This window comes from Bdellovibrionales bacterium (assembly GCA_018266295.1).
In the GTDB taxonomy this organism is placed as follows: Bacteria; Bdellovibrionota; Bdellovibrionia; order Bdellovibrionales; family Bdellovibrionaceae; genus JACMRP01.
Genome location: JAFEAQ010000004.1, coordinates 707,331 through 727,687 on the forward strand (window position 1 = coordinate 707,331; position 20,357 = coordinate 727,687).

At 47.6% G+C, this 20,357-nt stretch carries 21 protein-coding genes; 10 read left to right on the forward strand and 11 right to left on the reverse strand.

What is annotated here, in order from left to right; all coding sequences use genetic code 11:
- Window positions 1–232 precede the first annotated feature (232 nt).
- From JSU04_03905 to JSU04_03930, 6 genes are all read left to right on the forward strand, one after another.
- A complete protein-coding gene (locus JSU04_03905; GenBank protein ID MBS1969421.1) occupies window positions 233–622 on the forward strand; it encodes a BlaI/MecI/CopY family transcriptional regulator in 390 nt (129 codons plus the stop codon).
- A gap of 3 nt (window positions 623–625) precedes the next feature.
- Window positions 626–1,744 carry a M56 family metallopeptidase gene (locus JSU04_03910; protein MBS1969422.1) on the forward strand — a complete coding sequence of 373 codons (1,119 nt, stop codon included), beginning with the start codon at window positions 626–628 and terminating at the stop codon, window positions 1,742–1,744.
- Between the two features lie 55 nt (window positions 1,745–1,799).
- Window positions 1,800–2,216: a hypothetical protein gene (locus tag JSU04_03915; protein ID MBS1969423.1), complete on the forward strand. Its 417-nt coding sequence runs from the start codon at window positions 1,800–1,802 to the stop codon at window positions 2,214–2,216.
- Window positions 2,217–2,308: 92 nt separating this feature from the next.
- The gene (locus JSU04_03920) at window positions 2,309–2,728 is read left to right on the forward strand and encodes an OmpH family outer membrane protein (protein ID MBS1969424.1); all 420 of its coding nucleotides are present in this window, start codon (window positions 2,309–2,311) and stop codon (window positions 2,726–2,728) included.
- Window positions 2,729–2,762: 34 nt separating this feature from the next.
- Window positions 2,763–3,602, forward strand: a complete 840-nt coding sequence (locus tag JSU04_03925) for a hypothetical protein (GenBank protein MBS1969425.1) — start codon at window positions 2,763–2,765, stop codon at window positions 3,600–3,602.
- Window positions 3,603–3,696: 94 nt separating this feature from the next.
- On the forward strand, window positions 3,697–5,115 hold the full coding sequence (locus JSU04_03930) for a short-chain fatty acid transporter (protein ID MBS1969426.1): 1,419 nt from the start codon (window positions 3,697–3,699) through the stop codon (window positions 5,113–5,115).
- A gap of 5 nt (window positions 5,116–5,120) precedes the next feature.
- On the opposite strand, the gene JSU04_03935 is transcribed toward JSU04_03930, so the two are convergent.
- Both JSU04_03935 and JSU04_03940 read right to left on the reverse strand, forming a co-directional pair.
- A complete protein-coding gene (locus tag JSU04_03935; GenBank protein MBS1969427.1) occupies window positions 5,121–6,014 on the reverse strand; it encodes an AraC family transcriptional regulator in 894 nt (297 codons plus the stop codon).
- 80 nt (window positions 6,015–6,094) lie between these two features.
- Complete coding sequence (locus tag JSU04_03940; GenBank protein MBS1969428.1) at window positions 6,095–6,586, reverse strand: YbhB/YbcL family Raf kinase inhibitor-like protein; 492 nt, start codon at window positions 6,584–6,586, stop codon at window positions 6,095–6,097.
- A gap of 150 nt (window positions 6,587–6,736) precedes the next feature.
- On the opposite strand from JSU04_03940, the gene JSU04_03945 reads away from it, so the two are divergent.
- Window positions 6,737–7,612: a GNAT family N-acetyltransferase gene (locus tag JSU04_03945; GenBank protein MBS1969429.1), complete on the forward strand. Its 876-nt coding sequence runs from the start codon at window positions 6,737–6,739 to the stop codon at window positions 7,610–7,612.
- Window positions 7,613–7,650: 38 nt separating this feature from the next.
- Entirely contained in the window at window positions 7,651–8,412 is a 762-nt protein-coding gene (locus JSU04_03950) for a 1-acyl-sn-glycerol-3-phosphate acyltransferase (GenBank protein ID MBS1969430.1), read from the forward strand.
- Between the two features lie 5 nt (window positions 8,413–8,417).
- On the opposite strand, the gene JSU04_03955 is transcribed toward JSU04_03950, so the two are convergent.
- The 7 genes from JSU04_03955 to JSU04_03985 are packed head-to-tail and all read right to left on the reverse strand — an operon-like array spanning window position 8,418 to window position 14,960.
- Window positions 8,418–10,262 (reverse strand): ATP-binding cassette domain-containing protein, encoded by a 1,845-nt coding sequence (locus JSU04_03955; protein MBS1969431.1) that lies wholly within the window; start codon window positions 10,260–10,262, stop codon window positions 8,418–8,420.
- The gene (locus JSU04_03960; protein MBS1969432.1) at window positions 10,262–10,630 is read right to left on the reverse strand and encodes an aspartate 1-decarboxylase; all 369 of its coding nucleotides are present in this window, start codon (window positions 10,628–10,630) and stop codon (window positions 10,262–10,264) included. Before JSU04_03960 ends, JSU04_03955 begins: the two co-directional genes overlap by 1 nt.
- A gap of 39 nt (window positions 10,631–10,669) precedes the next feature.
- The gene (locus tag JSU04_03965; protein ID MBS1969433.1) at window positions 10,670–11,440 is read right to left on the reverse strand and encodes a type III pantothenate kinase; all 771 of its coding nucleotides are present in this window, start codon (window positions 11,438–11,440) and stop codon (window positions 10,670–10,672) included.
- On the reverse strand, window positions 11,437–12,720 hold the full coding sequence (gene coaBC, locus JSU04_03970) for a bifunctional phosphopantothenoylcysteine decarboxylase/phosphopantothenate--cysteine ligase CoaBC (GenBank protein MBS1969434.1): 1,284 nt from the start codon (window positions 12,718–12,720) through the stop codon (window positions 11,437–11,439). The genes JSU04_03965 and coaBC overlap by 4 nt, the downstream gene beginning before the upstream one ends.
- Window positions 12,707–13,465, reverse strand: a complete 759-nt coding sequence (locus JSU04_03975; protein MBS1969435.1) for a pantoate--beta-alanine ligase — start codon at window positions 13,463–13,465, stop codon at window positions 12,707–12,709. Before JSU04_03975 ends, coaBC begins: the two co-directional genes overlap by 14 nt.
- Complete coding sequence (panB, locus tag JSU04_03980; protein ID MBS1969436.1) at window positions 13,462–14,250, reverse strand: 3-methyl-2-oxobutanoate hydroxymethyltransferase; 789 nt, start codon at window positions 14,248–14,250, stop codon at window positions 13,462–13,464. The genes JSU04_03975 and panB overlap by 4 nt, the downstream gene beginning before the upstream one ends.
- Window positions 14,247–14,960, reverse strand: a complete 714-nt coding sequence (locus JSU04_03985) for a DUF2520 domain-containing protein (GenBank protein ID MBS1969437.1) — start codon at window positions 14,958–14,960, stop codon at window positions 14,247–14,249. The genes panB and JSU04_03985 overlap by 4 nt, the downstream gene beginning before the upstream one ends.
- Window positions 14,961–15,108: 148 nt before the next feature.
- On the opposite strand from JSU04_03985, the gene JSU04_03990 reads away from it, so the two are divergent.
- A complete protein-coding gene (locus JSU04_03990) occupies window positions 15,109–15,831 on the forward strand; it encodes a hypothetical protein (GenBank protein ID MBS1969438.1) in 723 nt (240 codons plus the stop codon).
- Window positions 15,832–15,900: 69 nt separating this feature from the next.
- The gene (locus tag JSU04_03995) at window positions 15,901–19,161 is read left to right on the forward strand and encodes a PDZ domain-containing protein (protein ID MBS1969439.1); all 3,261 of its coding nucleotides are present in this window, start codon (window positions 15,901–15,903) and stop codon (window positions 19,159–19,161) included.
- Here the strand turns inward: JSU04_03995 and JSU04_04000 are convergent, their stop codons facing one another.
- Window positions 19,162–19,776: a hypothetical protein gene (locus tag JSU04_04000; protein MBS1969440.1), complete on the reverse strand. Its 615-nt coding sequence runs from the start codon at window positions 19,774–19,776 to the stop codon at window positions 19,162–19,164.
- A gap of 9 nt (window positions 19,777–19,785) precedes the next feature.
- Window positions 19,786–20,337 (reverse strand): choice-of-anchor D domain-containing protein, encoded by a 552-nt coding sequence (locus tag JSU04_04005; GenBank protein ID MBS1969441.1) that lies wholly within the window; start codon window positions 20,335–20,337, stop codon window positions 19,786–19,788.
- Window positions 20,338–20,357: the final 20 nt, after the last annotated feature.

A 20,357-nucleotide genomic window follows, 5' to 3' on the forward strand; every position in this document is an offset into this window, starting at 1 on the left:
TCAGTTATTTCTAACCTCAACATTACCAGGAAAGTTACCGGCTTGGGTTTAGTATGGGTTTCCGGTATCGTAGTAGTTCGACGATAAGATGGTGCTTTTGCGAACGCTGCTAAACATTTCTCACGGCGCGGTGTTGTTACAAGTATCAGTAATTACAGGTTATTTTTGTCTATTTTACTTTGTCTACTACAAACGTAGTTGACAATTACTACCGCGGTAGTAGGATTTTTTCATGGCAAATAAACTCCTTGAAGTCGGCCCATTAGAACTCGAAGTCCTCGGCATCTTAAATACCGCGGGAGAGCAATCCGTGAGTGACATTCAAACTCACTTGAAAAACTCTGGCCACGATTTGGCCTATACAACTGTGATGACGGTGCTTGTGCGGTTGTATAATAAAGATCTTGTGACTCGTAAAAAAGACGGACGTTTGTTCCTGTATGCAGCGGCGAAAAAGAAAGACTCTTCGGCTCAGTCCATTTTCGAAAAAGTGAAGAACTCATTGTTTCGCTCAGAGCGTCTGACGCCGATTTTAAGTTTGCTTGATAACGAAGACGATTTAACGCGTGAAGAACTCGAAGAGCTTAAAAAAGCTGTCGAGCAAAGACTGAAGAGGACTTAAAGCGTGGAAGTGATTTTCTTTAACCTCTTTGTGAATGCAACGTTCTCGCTGTTAGTGGGGCTCGGGCTTGTTTTGGCCTGCACTCACTACATGCGCGTGAACTGCGGTCCTTGGAAGTTATTTTTGTTATCACTTCCGTTTGTAAAAGTTATTTATGATTTCTCAAAAGGTGTGCCTCGCTCGTCCATCTTACTGAACAATATCGATCCTTATGCCGTCCCTCCCGGAGTGCAGACCTTTTCCTTGGGCGTCGGGGTGAATAACTTCATCCCGCAGCTCAAGGCATTGTTTACGATTCATGACTATGATGGCACTCAGTATGGTGTCAGCGTCGGTGATTACGTGGTGTACTGGCTGGCTCGTAATGTCAGCCCGCAGTTTCCGCTTTATATTGTCTATGCGATCTTGGCCGTGGGGCTTGTACTACTTGTTCGCCGTGCTTATCTCGGAATGCAGTTTGAGCTTCAGCGTATTGGCGATCGCAAAGAATCGGTGTTGCTTGAAACTAAGCAATTATTTTTGCGTAATGTTGATATTTATATTTCAAAATCGTTTTCGGGCACGCCATTTACCGGCGGGGTGTTGAATCCATATATCTGTATTCCCCGTGATGCCTATGAGTCTCTGTCCCCTGCGGAATTGCAAGCGGTGATTGCGCATGAACTCGGTCATGTTCAGCAATTTGATTTACTGATCACGATGGCGATCTGTGCGCTGGGTGATATCTTCTGGTTTGTTCCGGGTTACCGTTGGCTTTGTCGTAAGCTTGAGCGCATGCGCGAGATTATCGCCGATCAACGAGCAGTGCACGCAGGTGCCACTCCGGAAGTTCTGGCTTCCGCATTGATTAAGTTAAGAGAGATTGCGATGCTCGGTGAAGGCGGAATGATTTTCTATGCGCCGTTTTTAAGAGAACAATCTTTGTTGAAGATTCGTATCGAAAGTCTGCTGGGACTTCCGGATGAACAGCCGCCACGTTGGATGTGGAAGAATCTGTGGAGCCGTTTATTAATTACGTTCTGGCTTGTGGGTGCGGTGCTGAGTTCAAATCTCGGCGGCAATCATCAGACATACAATCCATATGCTCACGGTTCTGTGCATATCTTTTCACAAGACAGCTAAAGCATTTTTTTGAAACTAAATACTACATATGTAGTAGTAAAACCAGGAGGCATCTTTGAAACATGTATTACAAATCACCAGTGTCGCGATCTTTATTCTTTTTGCAGCCATCTCTGAGGCGGGAACGATACGAGCCACAGAGATGGATCAAGCGACTTGGGGGAAGGTCTTTGCCGGCCAACTCAAAGATTTTCTAATTGAGTTCCGCAAAGGAGACACGTTGCCACTCACGTTCACTGCTGAGGGCGATTTCTTCGAAACGACGCAAGTGCAGCCAACGCCTTTGAAAGTGAAGAAAGACCTGTGGATGAAAGTCGACGGATCAAAATTAGAAGTTAGTTTAGATGGAACAAACTTTAAGCCCCTCCCTCAGACGGCTCATGGTTTGCTCTTAATTGGTGCGAGTGCGGATGACGCCAGTGGTGGCCGTGCAAACGGTATCAATGTGAATCTGAAAGCGTATCAGAAGTAGGGCAAGCCATGAAAAAGTACTTAGTTCTCTTGTTTGCCTGGGCGGTGATATCCCCTCCCGCCCGGGCTGACACCAAAATCGGAGTGGTAGACATGGAAAAGATTATGAAGACCCTGCCGCGGGCGGTGAAGATCCGCGCAGATATTGAATCAGACTACAAGAAAAAGAAAACCGAACTGGAGAAAGCAGAAGATGACTTACGAACGCTGGAAAAAGACCTCGAAAAAAAGAAAGCTGTTCTTTCTGAAGAAGCAATCAAACGAAAACAAGAAGAATTCCAAAAACGACTTATGGAATTCCGAGAACAAGTAACCAAGAGCCAAACTGATCTTCAGAAGAAGCAAAACGATTTGTTTTCTCCCGTGCTTGAGCAAATTAAGAAAGCCATCACTGAAGTTGCGGCCGAGCGCGGGTACGGATTGGTTTTGAATCAGCAGCCGGATTTGCTTTATGTAGGCTCGAGTACCGATATGACCTCTGAGGTCGTCAAACACATGGATCAAAAGCATTAGATTCTTTCTTTTATCTCTGAGTTTGCATATTGGTTTGCTGCTACTGTTTTGGCCGAAAGCCGAAAAAGATCTAAAGACACCACCAGACGTTATTGAATTCGAACTCAAGCCCTCAGCCTCTAGCGACGGTCCTGCTGAAACTCCTCTAGGTTCGCAGAAAAGCGGAGGTTCGAGGGCGACCTCAAAGAAACCCACTTCGCGTGAGTTGGTTCACAAAATTCTTTCCAATGATTATTCCCCTGACGGTCCTTTGGCGTCTGGCAAAGGATCCCGTCACCATCGCGAAGGCAGTTGGGAGGAAGGTGGTTACAGCAAAGAGGATGATCCCAACGTCGCTTGGGGGGCCGGCGGTGGGACTTTCGAGCGCATTCAGGATTTTTCTCTGATGAAGCGCTTCCACGCGAAAGTTGATGCTTTGTTATTTTATCCCGGGGTTCTGGCCCGCCATCAAATCAGTGGTTTTGTAAATGCGCGGATTGTTTTAAATCAGAAGGGCGATTGCGATTGGCGTCTTACAAAGATTCGTGCCGCTGATCCTTACTTACGTGTCTACATTTTACATTTGCTCAAGAAAGTTTGCGATGAAAACTATAAAAACTATTTGGGCGGACGGGTGATGACAAATGTGGATATGACTTTTCAGTTTTCCATTTCGGAACAGCCCACGACGGACGAGCTTATCCAACAGAATCAGAAAATATTGGGGAATGTGCTTTTCTTTTTTAGAAATAGCCATCAAAGCGTGGCTGAATGGCATCTGGGACCGCTCACGGGTGTTTTTCCGTTGCCGTTTGTGAACGTTGATTTTGCTTGGGTCTTTGAAAATTTTGATAAGTATGTGAACCACAAAGATCCACTCCAAGAGTTTCATTGATTCATACTGCTAGGTGACAGATGCAGCTTTTTTCTTTTTCGCCCTTCGCAGTTGGGCGTAGGATTGAGTGACTTCTTCAGAAAGTAGGGACGTCATGAGTATAGAGAATCCGGGGATGCTTGAAAGAATTGCCGCACGTATTACTGCGTGGTCGGAAAAATGGTTTCCAGATTCTTACATCTTCGCCGTTCTGGCTGTGATTGTTGTCGGTGCGGGGGCATTGATCAGTGGTGTTCCTGTCCGCTCAGTTGCCGTTGCTTTCGGGGATGGCTTTTGGAGTCTGATTCCCTTCACTATGCAAATGGCTATCGTCTCGATCTCGGGGTATGTGGTAGCTTCTTCTCCTCCTGCTGCCAAGTTGATTAACTGGCTTGCGCGTATTCCAAAATCCAGCCGTGGAGCCGTGGCCTTCGTTGCATTCTTGACGATCATTGCTTCGTTACTGAACTGGGCGTTTAGTCTTGTGTTTGGTGGATTGTTGGTTCGTGCGCTGGCTCGTCGTAAAGATTTGAAAATGGATTACCGAGCGGCGGGGGCTTCTGCTTACTTGGGCTTAGGTGCCACTTGGGCGATGGGACTGAGTTCTTCTGCTTCGCAGTTGCAAGCCAACGTCGATAGTATTCCGAAAAGCTTATTACCGATCACAGGGGTGATTCCGTTTAGTGAAACGATTTTCTTACCCCAGTCGCTACTGATTCTTTTCATCTTGATGGTGATCTCGGTGGTCATTTCTTATTTCTCAGCGCCGAAGGAAGACCGCGCAGTCACCGCGGAAGCCTTGGGTATTTCGATCACTGATGATGCGGCTGAAAATATCGAAAAGCCGGATCGCCCGGGCGAGTGGCTCGAGTATTCGCCAATTCTGACGTTCTTTATTATTATTCTGGGTTTCTGGTGGTTCTTCATTGAGGTCGAAGCAAAGACGATTATTCCTGCGATTTCAAATTTGAATACTTACAACTTGCTCTTCTTGATGCTGGGAATGTTGCTAAATTGGCGGCCGAAGAGATTTCTGCATTCAGTGGCGAAGGCTGTGCCCACTGCAACGGGTGTGTTGATTCAGTTTCCATTGTACGGAAGTATTGCCTATATCTTGACGAAGGCAACGGGATCTGACGGTCAGCCGCTCTCGCATCACATTGCGAATTTCTTTATTTCGATCTCTACCAAAGAATCTTTCCCGGGTTTGATGGGGATTTACTCGGCGATTTTGGGTTTCTTTGTGCCATCGGGCGGTGGTAAGTGGGTGATCGAAGCTCCTTACTTGATGCAAGCGGCGAATGAACTCAAAGTGCATCTCGGATGGACGGTTGTTGTATATAACGCAGCTGAAGCTCTGCCGAACTTGATCAACCCGTTCTTCATGCTCGCACTCATCGGTGTCCTCGGCTTGAAAGCCCGTGACATCGTTGGTTACACAGTCACGCAGCTGATCGTGCATGCGCCCGTGGTGATCATTCTGTTGTGGTTACTGGCGGGCACGCTTGAGTATCACCCGCCAGTGATTCCGTAATAAGATTACTCGATCGGCACAAGGAGTTCTGTAACGAGTTCATTTTCGGGAACGACTTCTGGATTGCTTAAGTAGTTCTCAATGCAAGGCCCGGCACGGAGTTTAAATTTGTTTTCAGCAAGATATCTGAAAATCTGATCGAAGGCCGGCCATACCAAGTGAGTCGGGCCAATCAGCATAAACTTCGCGTAGTTGCCGCCGGATATTTTTTTGTACTCGAGTCCTTTAGGAACTTTCTTGGGGGCTTCTTTTACGGTAACACCTGCACCGTAGTACATTTTGCTTTCATCACTGGAGTTATTGTCCAAAATACTCAAGCCAAGATATTCAGTGATGGTGTCCTTGGCGACGAACTTATCTACGAGGGGAATAAGCTCATACCACGTCGGCATCGCGACTTCTTTAAAAATCCCGGACTTTTCTACATAGAGTAAATGGCTGTTCGGCCGCTGTACGATTTCTGGTTTTAGGTTTAAGTTCATAGTCATCTCCTTTTCTTCTGGGTTGATGCTATGATCGTAAATCATCCGATTTCTCTCCGCTTGTCCGAGATGGCGAAATTGCGAGGGACTGATTTTAAAGAATGATTTAAAAACTTTGTTAAATGCAGAAGGAGTGTCATAGCCGACGCTCAAAGCGATTTCGGTCACGGGGCATTCGAGGTCTTCTTGCAGAATCTTTAGCGCATTGACGAGGCGGATTCTTCGTAAATAAGTGAATGTCGTTTCGCCGGTGTAAGATAAAAACAACCGGCCGAAATGATATTCTGAAGAGCCGGCTTCTTTAGCAATCTGCCTCAAGTTGATATCTTTGGTGGAGTGAGCGCGGATGAATCTCTGTGCGCGGCCGATTTGGGATCTATGAAAGTGCTTCAGTTTGATGTTGGTTTTTTTCTGCATATAGCATTGTGGCCCGAGCCAGGCTAAAAAGCTTGTCCAGAATTGCTAAGTTGCGCTCAAATTTGGGTTTTAAGAGCATCTTAGTGCTTTCGCTTAACGTAAGTTCCAACGAGCTCGGCTTTGGCCAGAATGTGTCCCCGCATCGCTTTTTCGAGAGCCGCCTTGTCAGCATTCTTTAAATCCTGCAGCTTTGTGTCCAGGGCGTAGATTTTATAAAAATAACGATGCTGACCAATCGGTGGGCATGGACCGCCGTAGCCTTTCTTATGCCAATCATTGAGTCCATCCGTCGCACCGGGCGGTAGATTTTCGGTATGTTCTTTCAGAGATGAAACCTCTGCCGGAATATTATAAGCGACCCAATGAACCCATGTTCTTTGCGGATGCTGAGGATCCGGAGCATCGGGGTCATCCACGATCAAAGCGAAACTCTTGGTATTCGCGGGAGCTCCCTTCCAGCTCAGTGGCGGAGAGAAGTCCTCACCTTCACAAGTGTACTTTGCGGGAATGGATTCATTATTTTTAAATGCGCTTGATGACAAAATGAAACTCGTAACAGCTTCGGCAACCATAGAAACCTCCTCGAATGACTCTAGCATAAAGCGAAAAGCTGGACGAAAGACGTTTTTCACTAAAGGAGGAAATGAAAGACTAACGGACTCCTAACCCAACCTTAACAGGAAATTAGTTACTCTATGACTAGCAACAGATGGGGGATTTGTATGCTGAACACATTAGTCCTTGGGAGTCTCGACCGAGTTTCTACGACCTTGCACTCAATGTATCAGATGCGTTTGAACCGCATCAATCAATTCAAACCAAAGATCGAAGTCTACTCTGAAATCGGTCCATTCCTCGTTAAGACCGTTTCTTCTGCACAAGAATTAAGGGCGGCTCTTGAATTACGTTACCAAGTTTTCCATCGCGAAATGATCGGCAAAGCAAAACCTATCGGCATCGACGTCGATGAGTTCGACTTTCTTTGCGATCACTTGGTCATCGTCGAAAAGAAAACCAGTAAAATTGTGGGCACCTACCGATTGAACTGTTCGGAGTTTTCGAAAGACTTCTACTCCGCCCGCGAGTTCAATCTCAATCGTATTATGCAACAGCCGGGAATTAAGCTGGAGCTGGGACGCGCTTGCATACTCAAAGATTACAGACGAGGGGTTGTCATTTCTTTGTTATGGCGTGGGATTGCTGAATACATGGCAAATAGCCGCGCGCAGTTGCTTTTTGGCTGCGCGAGCATCAAAACCGAAAACCCAAGAGAAGCTGCTTTAGTTTATAAATACTTTGCGCAGAAGGGTCGTATTGTTTCTGAATACTTGGCAATTCCAACAAAAGCCTACACGATGCCAAAGCTGGATTTGTGGATTCAGTACTTCCAAAACCCTCTGACAGAGGCAGAAATAGCGGAAGTCGAAGTGCTTATTCCGCCCCTTTGTCGGGCCTATCTCAAGATTGGTGCCTATATCGGTGGAGAACCTGCATGGGATGCTGAGTTTAAGTGCATTGATTTCTTGACGATCCTGCACCGCGAAGATTTAAATAGAACACTGTGGAAGAGATACAAGCTGGACTCCGAGGAGTCCTAAGATTTTTTTTAGCTGTTCTAGTTGTTACTAAGTTCTTTGTGCACGCGCTTATCATTAAGTTCCGCTACAGCCGCAAGGACGTTGTCGCCCGCAGGCATGCATTCAGCCAAAACTCATCTGTTCACTGTGCTCTCATGAATAAAGTTTTTAATGTTCAAGTCAGCGTGAAGGGCAAACCTCACAAAGACAGCAGCTTTTTGTATGTGGGTAACCATACGGGCTTTGTGGATATCTTTGCGCTGTCGTCTGTGATGCCGGCAGTTTTTGTAACCTCACAAGAAATGCGTGAGACTCCCGTTTTAGGCGATATTTGCGAGATGGCTGGCTGTGTGTTCGTGGAACGCCGTAGCCGCACGCAGATCATGAATGAACTCGGAGTTTTGAAAGAAGCTCTCGAGCAGGGCCTGAACGTTGTTCTGTATCCAGAAGCTACCTCCACCGATGGAGCCATGGTTTATCCGTTTAAGAAAACTCTGATGATGGCGGGGCCTCAAGCAGGTCGTCCGATTCAGCCGGGAGTTATTAATTATATTGATATCGGTGGCCAGGATTTCAATATGAAGTCCCGTGATAATGTTTGTTGGTATGGTGAAATGAGCTTTGGCCAAGCCATGATCAACTTGCTAAGCACGCCGTACATCAAAGTTGAAATCGAATATCTTGAGCCGATTGTTGTATCGGCTGACGCCAATCGTGGTGAAGTTGCCGCTCGCGCTCACGCAGCGGTGGCTGCAAGATTCCGTCCGCCGCGCGCCTTCTCGCCACTTGATGAAGAAGCCGTTGCCGGAGACGAAGCTTAAGGGCCTCACCCTTGCTGGACGAGGCTTTCCAAATCTTTCTGCGCTAAATCGAGAGATTCCATCAGACTGAGAACTTTTTCTTCGGTCTCCATGATCGTCCCGGAAATTCCGTGAAGCTCTCTCGACATTGTTTGTGCTTGGGGGCCTGTCATTGTGATCAGCTGTTCGGTCATCTCAGCCTGAGTTTTAGCAAGCTCGACGAGCTTTTTTTCGTGGTCTGTGATTTCTTTCTGAGTTTTCTTAATCAAAGTATCAAGGCGTTTGCGTTCTTCTTTGTAGTTGAACTTTGAAGGCTCTGCCGCCGCGACCGTAGACGATTTCGCAGCGGGAGTTGCCAGGCTTGGTGAGTTGCCAAGTTCTGACAAGTAACCTTTCTGTAAACTCCAAACATACTCATCGTAAGAGCCTGGATAGAGCAGTAGCTGTCCATTGCGAACTTCAAGGATCTGATTCGCGACACGGCTAATGAATGCGCGATCATGGCTGACAGTGATGATGCTTCCTTCATAGCGAGCCAGCGCCTCCGTCAGAGCCTCGACGGTGTCGAAGTCCAAGTGATTCGTCGGCTCATCCAGCAGCAAGAGGGGAGCTTTCTTTAGAAGAATCTGCCCCAGAGCCACGCGGGATTTTTCGCCCCCCGAGAGGACTTTGATTTTCTTATTCACGGCTTCACCTGCGAACAACAAAGAGCCCGCGATATTCAGAACTTCTTGCTGAAGAACTGACGAGTGCGCACCATGATTAAGTGCCTCAAGGACGGTCCAATTCAGATTCAACTGATCCGCGCTGTGCTGAGAGAAGTAAGCCCAGGAAACATTCAGGCCATACTTCAATTCGCCTTGGACAAGGGGAATCTGATCACCGAGGGATTTCAGTAAAGTCGATTTGCCGGCGCCATTGAGGCCCACGATGCCAAGATGTTTGCCGCGCTCTAAGCGCAGATCGACGTTCTTTAGAATGCTGCGGCCCGGATAACCACATTCACCGCCAGTCAGGCTTAAGATCTCTTTGCCGGTTTTAATCGGTTCAGGGATTTGAATCGACGCCCGCAGTGGCAGATCTTTGATTTCGATCTTTTCCATTTTCTCAAGCGTGCGAAGTTTACTCTGGGCTTGTTTAGCTTTAGTGGCTTTAGCTCCGAAGCGAGTCACGAAATCCATGACGGATTTGCGTTTAGCCTCTTGATTCAAAAGCTGCTTCTGCAAAATCTCTCGAAGCTGGGCTTTTTGCTCGAAGTAGTCATCTAAGTTTCCGGGAAACTTTGTGATATCGCCACCTTCGACTTCAACGATGTGATCTGTGGTTCTCAGCAAGAACTCACGGTCATGGGAAATCATCAGGAAAGCGCCTGGGAAATCTTGCAGGAAGTTTTCAAAAACCAGCAATGTTTCTAAATCGAGGAAGTTTGTCGGTTCATCCAAAAGAAGTAAATTGGGCTCTTGTCCGATCAAGAAGAGCAACTTCACACGCATGCGGTAACCGCCGCTGAGTTCTGTTAAACGCGAGCGGAAGTGTTGCTCTGTCAGGCCGAGTTTGAGACCGAGCTGCTTTAAATCCCAGATGGGTTTTAGGCAGTTGGTTGCGAGATAGTCTTCAACGATCTCATCCAAATCCCATTCGGCCTCTTGTTCAAGGTAACCCAAACGCAGCTGCTGTGAGCGCGTGACTTGGCCCTCATCGAGGGATTCTTGTCCCGCGAGGACTTTGAACATAGTGGTCTTACCGGCGCCATTAGGTCCGATAACTCCGACGTGCTCGCCTTCATTGATAGCGAAACTTGCAGATTCGAAAAGCTTCCGAGTGCCGTAGCCTTTAGCGCCGTTCTGTAATTGGATGAGAGTAATGCCCATTACTTATGTTTACGCTCAGCGCGCAATTCTTTCACGCGATTTTTATCATCAACGAAGACAACTGTGGGTTTGTGGTTTGGAGCTTCCTTTGCGTCCATTCCGCAATAGGCCGCAATAATCACCAAATCGCCTTTATGAACGTGGCGGGCAGCCGCGCCGTTCAGACAGATTTCGCCTTTATTGCCTTCGATCACATAAGTCGAGAAACGTGCGCCATTATTACAGTTGTAGATATCTACGCGCTCATTCAAAAATAAACCAGCCGCTTTGATCAATTTAGGATCAATCGAAATCGACCCTTCATAGTTAAGATCAGCACCAGTGACAGTCGCTCTATGGATTTTACATTTCAACATCGATACGTTCATATTTAACTCCATTTTCCAGATCTATTTTCAATTATCCAACTAGGCGTTCATCTTCAGCGAGCACAAAAGACCTTTCAAAACGAGGTCCGGGATGATCACGTCAAAAATCTTTTCTTTTTCAAACAGATTCGAGAATCCACCGGTGCCGATAATAAACGGCTTATCACCATCGAAAGCTTCTTTCGAGATGCGCTCGCTGATCTCTTTGATGGTGCCGATGTGGCCGTAGTACAAACCGGACTGCAAGCTTTCAATCGTTGAGCGGCCCAGAGCTTCGCTCATCGCCACGATTTCAACTGACGGGAGCTTTGAAGTCTTCGCCTCAAGCGATTCCATCGAAAGTCTCAAGCCAGCAACGATAGAGCCACCAAGGTAGTCTTTATCTTTTGAAACCGCACAGAAAGTCGTCGCTGTTCCGAGGTCCACGATGATGAGGTTTTTATTCGGATAAAGCTGAGTCGCTGCGATCGAGTTTGCAATGCGGTCCGCGCCGACTTCAACGGGGTTGCGGTACTTAATTTTTAAACCTGTTTTCACTCCGGCTTGCAGAATGAAAGGGTTGATATCGAAATACTTTTTGCAAGCGCCACGAAGTGAGTAGATCACATCCGGAACGACTGAGCAGATCGCGATTTGTTTGACCTTGGAAGGATCAATGTCATTTTCACGAAGAACTGTGCGCAAAAAAATGCCGACTTCATCTGAAGAAGACCCTTGTTTCGAATTTCTTCTAAATGAAAGCAACATTTTCTCTTTATCGAAAACGCCGCCGTAAATCTGAGTATTACCTACGTCGAGGGCGAGGATCATAGTTTCTCCTTCATAAAATTCTGTAGCAATTCGCTGGCCAGCGCCTGGATGTTTTCAAGCGGGACCTTTTTATCTGCACCGCTATAGAGAGTAAAACGATGCTGTTGTTTAATTTTATCAATTTCGCTTGTGTCGTTCTGAACGACGAGATCGGCTTTTGAATGCTCACGCAATTTTGCCACGGCTTGATCGCGCTCTTCTTCAGAAGCTTTGCTGGTCAATTTGAAGGCGACGAGTTTTACGTTTTTATTGCGGCTGTAGGATTTAATCTCATCGACAATCTTTGGATTGTTTTTCAAATGAATCGTCAGCTTATCTGAAGAGTGAATCTTAGGGAATTCGCCGGCAGACATCTCGCGGCCGTTGATTTCAAGGCTCGCGACAGAGAAATCGCTGACAGCCGCCGTGTGAATAACAGCATCGAACTCACGGTTCGCGAGCAAGAACTTCAGATTCTTCTGCAGAGAATGGAAAGTCGAGTAGGTCGACTGCTCAACCCGAGAATCCGCAAGTTTTGCGGTTTCAGCGCGCAAAAGATGAACACTGCAGCCAAGATCAGTGAGCAGTTCCGAAAGATGCGCCCCGGTTTCACCGGAACTCACATTCGTAATCACGCGCACATTATCAATCGGCTCCACCGTCCCCCCCGAAGTCACCAACACCCGAAAAGGTACCAGGTCGCTTTTCGGAATTGACAACGAACCAGAAGCTTCGTTCTGCGCGGCGGATGTAGCAATACCAGTAGGCAGATGCTGACGGATTTCTTCGAGCATCAAATCAGGTTCCAGCAAGCGGCCAAAGCCGGTTTCACCACAGGCCAATACGCCGGAAGCGGTTTCGAGAATCTCGATTCCCATTTCACGCAGGCGCTTGATCGACGACTGAGTCACTGGATGCATGTACATGCTGGTGTTCATCGCCGGAGCCAACAAGAATGGCTTTTTGAAGTCATGAGCCAAGAACAAGGTCGTTAGCAAATCATCGCCGACACCTTGAGCGATCTTATTGATGTAATTCGCCGTAGCAGGAGCGACGACCACGAGATCCGCCCAGCGCATAAGGTGGATATGATCCATCACACTGCCCGGAGCGTACAGATCACTCACGACACTTTTGCCGGTGAGCCCCTCAAAGGTCGCATTGCCCACAAACTGCAAAGCCCCCGGTGAAGCCACGACTTGGACTTCGTTTCCGGCTTGCACGAGGCGGGAAATCACTTGGCAGGCTTTGTAACAGGCAATCGAGCCTGTCATCATGAAAAGCACTTTAGATTTGGACATTGTCGATCAACCTCACATCACCTAAAAAGGCGGCTGCAAAACGACGGCCTTTAAAATCCGTCACATAGTCCACTTTAAAACCTTGTTTCGCTAATACTTCAGCAGCATCAGATGCCGACGCTGCTGTCTTAATTGCTTTATAAATCTCAGGCGCCTTCGCGCGCTGCTCAGGGGTCAAACGCACATTGCGTGAACTCATCGCAAGGCCATCCGCCTCACGCATGGTGGCCACAGGCACGATGATCAGATCCATAAAGAACGCGCGAACCATTCCTTGAATCAAAGTCAGCTGCTGAAAGTCTTTCTCGCCAAAGTACGCCTTCGTCGGAGAAACAATATTAAACAGCTTCATCACCACTGATAAAACGCCGTCAAAGTGACCGGGGCGGGTCGCACCACAGAGAACTTTGGTGAAATCGTTTTCAATCACTTTGTAGTGATAGCCGTCTGGATACATTTCTTCAGGGCGCGGATAGAAAACAATATCGACGCCGTTTTTCTCAGCCATCGCCAGATCCTGTTCCCAGGTCGCCGGATATTTTTCGAAGTCCTTCGGATCATTGAACTGAGTGGGGTTCACAAAGATACTTAATACAACCAACTCAGTTTCTTCACGGCAGCGTTTGAGCAGGCTTTCATGACCTGCGTGCAAAGCACCCATCGTCGGCACGAAACCAACGGTCATGCCGGCCTGATCACGGCGCCATTGTTTGAATTCCTGCGGACTGCGAATCACACGGGTCATGAATAACTCTCTTTCTCAGTGGGGAATTCTTTGTGGATAACGTCGGAGTGGTATTTGTTGAAAGCTTTTTTGAGCTCTTCAACCCCGTTAAAGTACTGACGCAAGAATTTCGGTTTGAACTCGTTGTTCATGCCGAGCATGTCTTGCAGAACCAACACCTGACCATCACAATCAACCCCGGCACCGATGCCGATGGTTGGAATCTCCAGAGATTTTGTAATTTCATAGGCAAGATGCGAAGGCACGCACTCCAGAACAACGCTAAACGCACCAGCCTCTTGCAATTGCAAAGCTTGCTTCTTGATCGCCTCTTGCGCTTTTTCATTGCGGCCTTGAACTTTAAAGCCACCAAGCTGATTGATAGATTGCGGAGTCAAACCCAAGTGACCCATCACTGGAACACCGGAGTCCACCAGGTGGCGAACCAACTCGACGTTGCCTGTTGCGCCTTCAAGTTTCACCGCATGAGCACCGGCTTTCATGATCTGCTCAACGCAGTTCATGTTTTCATCAAGAGATTTGCGGTAAGCCAAGAACGGCAAATCGCCGACAATCAATTTTTTAGGTGCACCACGAACCACAGCGGCCGTATGCAAAGCCATCATCTCAGTCGAAACATTCAAAGTCGTCGCGAATCCGTGCATGGTCATGCCGAGACTGTCACCAACGAGCAAGACGTCGATGTCAGTTTCGTTTAAAATTTTAGCGAAGCTGTAGTCGTAGCAAGTGATCATCGAGATCTTTTGCCCTTTTTGCTTTCTTTCTTGGAATTCAAGGATGTTCATGGCTTCCTCTCTTTCTCGCCCAGAAGTTCCGGAGCGACAATGCGTGCAAATGTAAAATAGACTTCTTGAAACGGATCATTCTCCAGCGCCTCAATATTTTTGAGAACGGTGGCTTTGTCCTTACGCGCCAGCGGACCTGTCAGTGCGGTTTGCGGGTTCTTCATGGTGTTATGAAGAACGGTTTCAAGGTAAACCCGCGCGGCTTCGCGAGGAACTCCGAGGCGTTCCATCTCTGAAAACATTTTCTGCCAAAGAATCACCGGAAAGTTCCCGCCGATCACACAGAGCGAGTGATAAAGAGCCTTATGCTCCGGTGCCAAGATTGAAAACTCATTGGGCAAACCAGGCAAAGCCTCAGTCAAACTCGTAGCGCCTGTCAGAACAAAATGAATGCGGAAGTAGGTGTCGCGGTCGTAGAGCTTCGGCCCGAAAGTCATCAGCGGATGAGCCGCGATCACGTCAGGAATATTCAGAGCCCCCGAGAAATGCACCACGGTCTTATCCAGGCCAGCGAGATGCTTTAAATAAAAGTTCTCGAGGGCAGAATCAGAAATGGCAAGCAACACATGGCTAGCTTCAGCAACTTTGGTTTTAAGCAGGTGTGGATCTTGCGAACGATCCCAGTTGAGCGGATGATGCTCAAGAAGAGAGAGGTAGTGATTTAAGTGCTTAGCAAGTTTGCCTGCACCAATAATTAAATACTTTGTCATAGCCTTACGGTACCTGTCGGGTTTCTTAAACCTGGAGATCAAGTCCTTTACTTAAGAGTGGCACAACTTAGTCACAAATCCTAATAAAAACAAGCGTTTCTTAACCCCAAGCTTGCTAACCGTCAGGGGAGGTGTTAACCCCCTAATTATGAAATATTTGTACGGAATTCTAGCGGCGGTTGTTCTTCTCTGTGGTATCGGATTCTCGGTTTATTTTGGCATCCAACCTAAGAGCATTCCTAAAATCACTTACAGTCATTTTAGCGGGCCCGCGAAGATGTCAGACGCAATTATTTTGAGACTGAATCAAGAGATCAAAGGCGCTCCGCTTCTGATGCTTGGCGTGATGCCGGGCCGTAAAATGGACCTCGAAGTATGGAAGGCTTTCTTAGAGCAAAGCCAAATTCCTGAGATCCAATACCAGGCGTTGATTGTCGACCCTGAACTTCCATTTGCTTCCGAGATGTTTCCGAGCGCTGTTAAATTGGATATTAAAGCAGACGTCACGCGTTTTATCGAAGGCGCTAAAAAAGCCCGTGAGCAGGGTTTGAGAATGGCTGTAATTGTGCCAAGCATTTATGCTTCTCAGCGTTTGCAGGGAAATCCTGTGGACAGAATTCGTAAAGAATCAGATCTGACGCCTATGAGTTTTTCGATCATGGGTTTCCCGCGCTCCCCGGAGCAAGAGGCCGACATGCCAATCAAGTGCGTAATGGGTTCGAACGATCGCGATGGGATCGGTGCCATGGGCTGTATGGCAGAACAAAAAGCTCGCCTCGTCTATCGCAAAAAATCGAAGCCTGGCTTCTACGAAGGCTTGATGGACCAAGTCGGCGAGCGCGACTATTTGGTTCTTTTCAACGCCCCTTAAAAGTCCTTAACAGGGCAATGGGGCCATGTTTAGATATTCCTTCCAGAACTTACTACGGAAGGGAAGTCTATGTCCGACAATCTTGGCTATTACTCACAACCTCATATTCACCATGACACCATCGTTTTTGTTTCAGACGATGATTTGTGGAGTGTCACGCGTGAAGGCGGTCTTGCGAAGCGCCTGACAGCCAACATTGGTATAGCGCGGTCTCCGAAAATTTCTCCGGACGGTGAGCGTATTGCTTATATCGGCAATGACAAAGGCCAAATGGGTCTTTACCTGATTCCAGTCGAAGGCGGAACTCCTCAGCACCTGATTCATTTCAATATCTCGTCCCTGATCGGCTGGAAAGACGAAGAGACCATCATGTTCTCAAGCAGCTTTCAAACTTACGGCGTGAATGAAGTCTATGAGTTTGATCTCCTCGAGAAAAATTATCGCAAGCTGGATTTGGGCGAAGCTTTGATGTGTGCCTACGGTAAAAGCGGCGCGATGATGATTGGCCGTAAGAATGGAGATCCTGCTCGGTGGAAACGTTATAAGGGCGGAACTGCAGGTGTTATTTGGACTCGTAAAAACAGCAAAGATAAATTCCAGCGCATTTTGAAAAATCTCAAAACCAATTTGTCGTCACCACGTTTGGTGAATAATCAGATCTATTTTATTTCTGATCATGAAGGTTCTGCCAATGTCTATCGCTGTGAACTGGACGGCAAGGGTTTGAAGCGTCTGACAAATCATGAAGACTATTACGTGCGCTTTATGGACACTGATGGCTCGCAGCTCGTCTATCAAAAAGGCGCGGATATTTACTACTATGACCTCTCTAACGGTAAAGAGCAAAAGGTCGTGATCGAATGCCCCACACCGGGAATTCAAGCCCAGCCGCGCTTTGAAAATGCCGAATCCTATTTGGATTCTTATGCGATTGCGCCAAATCTGCAGGAGCTTTTCATTGTTTCTCGTGGTCATGGTTTCAGTATGCCGGTGTTTGATGGTCCGGTGATCGAGTGGGATTTGCTGCGTGATGTGCGCTATTCAAATCCGACATATTCACACGATAGCAAGTACTTGTACATGGTCGGTAATAACTCGCAAATGTCTGACAGAGTGGTGCAGTGTGAAGTGGCGACTCGTAAAATGAAAGTCATGGCTGAAAAGCATGACTGGGGTGTGGTTCGCTCCATGCGCTGCAATCCGAAAAAAGATTTGGTGGCGATTGCCAATAACCGAAATGAACTTTATTTGATGGATACGAAAACTCAGAAGGTAACTCTGGTTGAGCGCTCAAGTGTTCACAGAGCTTCGGATCTGACCTGGTCGCCGAACGGCCGCTACCTCGCGTACACCATCGCGGTAGAAACTCGCCGCAATTTTGAAATCCACGTTTATGATACAAAAACAAAGAAAGCGCAGCTGCTGATTACTCCTATTGTTGCAGATGAATCACCGAGTTTCAGTCCTGATGGACAGTACCTGTATTTCTTGAGTGTGCGTGAGTTTTATCCAATCTACAATGCCACTCACTTTGACTTAGGTTTCCCATTCGCGGTGAAGCCGTACGTGGTTTCTTTGACGAAGACTGCGCCGAATCCGTTTAAGGCTAGTGTCAGCAATTTGCCGATTCCTGATCAAGCTAAAAATGACGATAAGGCTGCAAGCAAAAAGAAAAAGCCAGTGAAGGCCTCAGAGCCCGAAGACATCGAAATTGATTTCGATGGTATTGATCACCGTATCATGTCCTTCCCGGTGGATTTGAAAGCTTACGATTCAATTCGTGCGATTCCAGGCGGTGTTCTCTATAGAATGGCAGAAATCAAAGCGGAAGGGGATTTTTCGCATTGGAGTTGGGACCGAGACTACGCTCTTTGCGCATTTAAGTTTGAAGAAAATAAAGAAGAGCGTTGGGCTGAAAATGTCAGCAGTTTTAAAGTGAGCGCTCAAGGCAATCACTTACTGTATCGCACAGGCAGTGATTTGCGTCTGGTCGGCACAGGTTCTAAGCCAAATAAAGAACACAACGTCGGCAAAAAAGACGGCTGGATTGATCTAAGCCGCGTCCGTTTGCACATCCATCCGCGCGAAGAGTGGAAGCAGATGTATCGTGAAGCTTGGTACTTGCAGAAAGAACACTTCTGGCGGGCAGATATGTCCAAAGTAGACTGGGCAAAAACGTATAACAACTATTTGCCACTTCTTGCGCGTGTGAAAACACGTGCAGAGTTCTCAGACCTGATGTGGGAAATGCAGGGCGACCTCGGTACAAGCCACGCTTATGAATCCGGTGGTCAGTATTATCGCCGCCCTACTTACAACATTTTGGGATTGCTCGGTTGTGAGTTGCAGTTCCAAGATAAAACGAAGTCTTATAAAATCTCTCGTATCTACCGTGGCGATTCTTGGCGGCCGGGCAATGATTCACCACTCTTGGCTCCAGGCGTGCAGCTCACCGAGGGCGATGAGATTCATAAAATTCATGGTCATGGTTTCAATAATGCTATGGACATCGATTCCTGCCTGCAGAATCAAAATGAGGTCGAAGTCTTATTGACCGTCAAACGCAAAGGCAAGAAGGATCTCGAAGATGTTGTAGTGAAAACTTTGAGCCGTCAGGGAGATGTGATCTATCGTGACTGGGTCGAAAAGAATCGCGAGTACGTTCACACCGCTTCTAAGGGAAAATTAGGCTACGTGCATATTCCGAACATGGGCCCCTGGGGCTATGCAGAGTTCTATCGCCTCTTTATTACCGAATTTGGTTATGACGGATTGGTTGTCGACGTTCGTTTCAACGGCGGCGGTCACGTGTCTCAGCATATTTTGAAAATCTTGGCACAAAAGCCGATCGGTGTTGGTGAGACTCGTTATTCGACGCGCAGTTATTATCCGCACTATTCTTTGCGTGGCCCGATTGTGGCTGTGACCAATGAGTTGGCGGGATCTGATGGAGATATCTTCTCGCACAGTTTTAAATTGATGAAGCTTGGAAAGCTGATCGGTAAACGCACTTGGGGTGGCGTGATCGGGATTAATATGCAGTACAGCTTGCGTGATAAGACGTCAGTGACTCAGCCTGAGTACAGTCACTGGTTCCAGGATGTGGGCTGGGGAGTGGAGAACTACGGGACCGATCCAGATATCGAAGTCGAATATACGCCGGAGGATTACAAAGCCGGTCGTGATCCACAGCTTGCGCGCGCGATTGAAGAAGCTATGAAGGAATTGAAAAAGAAAGCGGCTTATAATCCGCAAGTGAAAGAATATCCGAATCTGGCGGCTCCGGGTTTGCCGAAACCACCAGTTAAGAAAGCCCGTACCAAGAAATAGTTAGAAGAACGGACAATTCCCCTCGAGCTGAATCAGCAGAGGGGAGTTGGGTGCATTCGTCGTAATGCGAAGCATGCCTGTGCTCTTATCAAACATCTGAGCTGTGAAGTAAATCCCGATCGAGCAAGTTTGTCCGACGGCGAGTGAAGATCCACATGTTGTCACCGCCGTCGAAGGATCTACTGAGAATCCTGAGCCAATGACGACTCTACTGGAAATTGTCAGCGTGGCGGTGCCCGTATTTTTTAACATCACAGTTTGAGTTTTACTTCGGTCCAGAAGGCCAACGTCACCCAAATTAAGTGAGGTCGCTGACGCCATCACAGCCGGCGCAGGAACTGGTGTCGGGGTCGGTGTTGGCGTAGCGGTTGGAATCGGCGTTGCCGTTGGTGTTGCTGCCGGAGTCGGAGTTAATATCGGAGTCGGTGTGGGTGAAACTCCCGGCGCGGGCGTTGAAGCGGGCTCCTGAGAGTTGGAACCCAAATCAGTACTGCCACCGGATCCCGAAGAATCGGCTCCAGTGGAAGAGACTTTGGCAGGCGCGCAGTTTTGAAACAACATAAAGAGACAAACAGTCGCGACTATTACAAGAGAAGCGCGAAGCATAGCTGTCATGAGTTCCTCTTAGAAGAAGGTGCTATTACCCATTAGCTGAATCAAGTGCGGTGAGTTGGGTGCATTTGAATTGAAACGAATCATTCCTGTAACTGCACCAGTGGTAGCAAAGGGCGAAAATCGGGCCCCAAGGCTGCAGCTTTGTCCTGGCGCCAGGGAAATATTATTGGTGCAAGCATTCGTTAAGCCGGTATTCGAGAGAGAGAAATCCCCGCCAACCAGAGTTCTTGTCAGAGTTAAATTAGCATTTCCAGTGTTTGTCACGACGACAACCTGTTGGGCGCTGGTATCTCCAAACGCCACGTTACCAAAATCCAAAGTCGTCTTTGAGGCGCTAAAAGCCGCAGCCATTGCAACCGGAGTAGATGAAACAGGGGGCGTCGATGCTGGAATCGGAGTGGAAGAAGGAGCGTCTGGAGTGCTAGATCCAAGATCAGCACTCGAGCCCACAACACCTACATCACTGGTAGAGACTTTTGCGGGACCGCAATTCTGAAATAGAGCGACACAAGATATGAATACTGCCGCGGCGGCAATTTGCCGCGTGATAGATCTTTTCATGGCATCCCCCTGCCCATAAA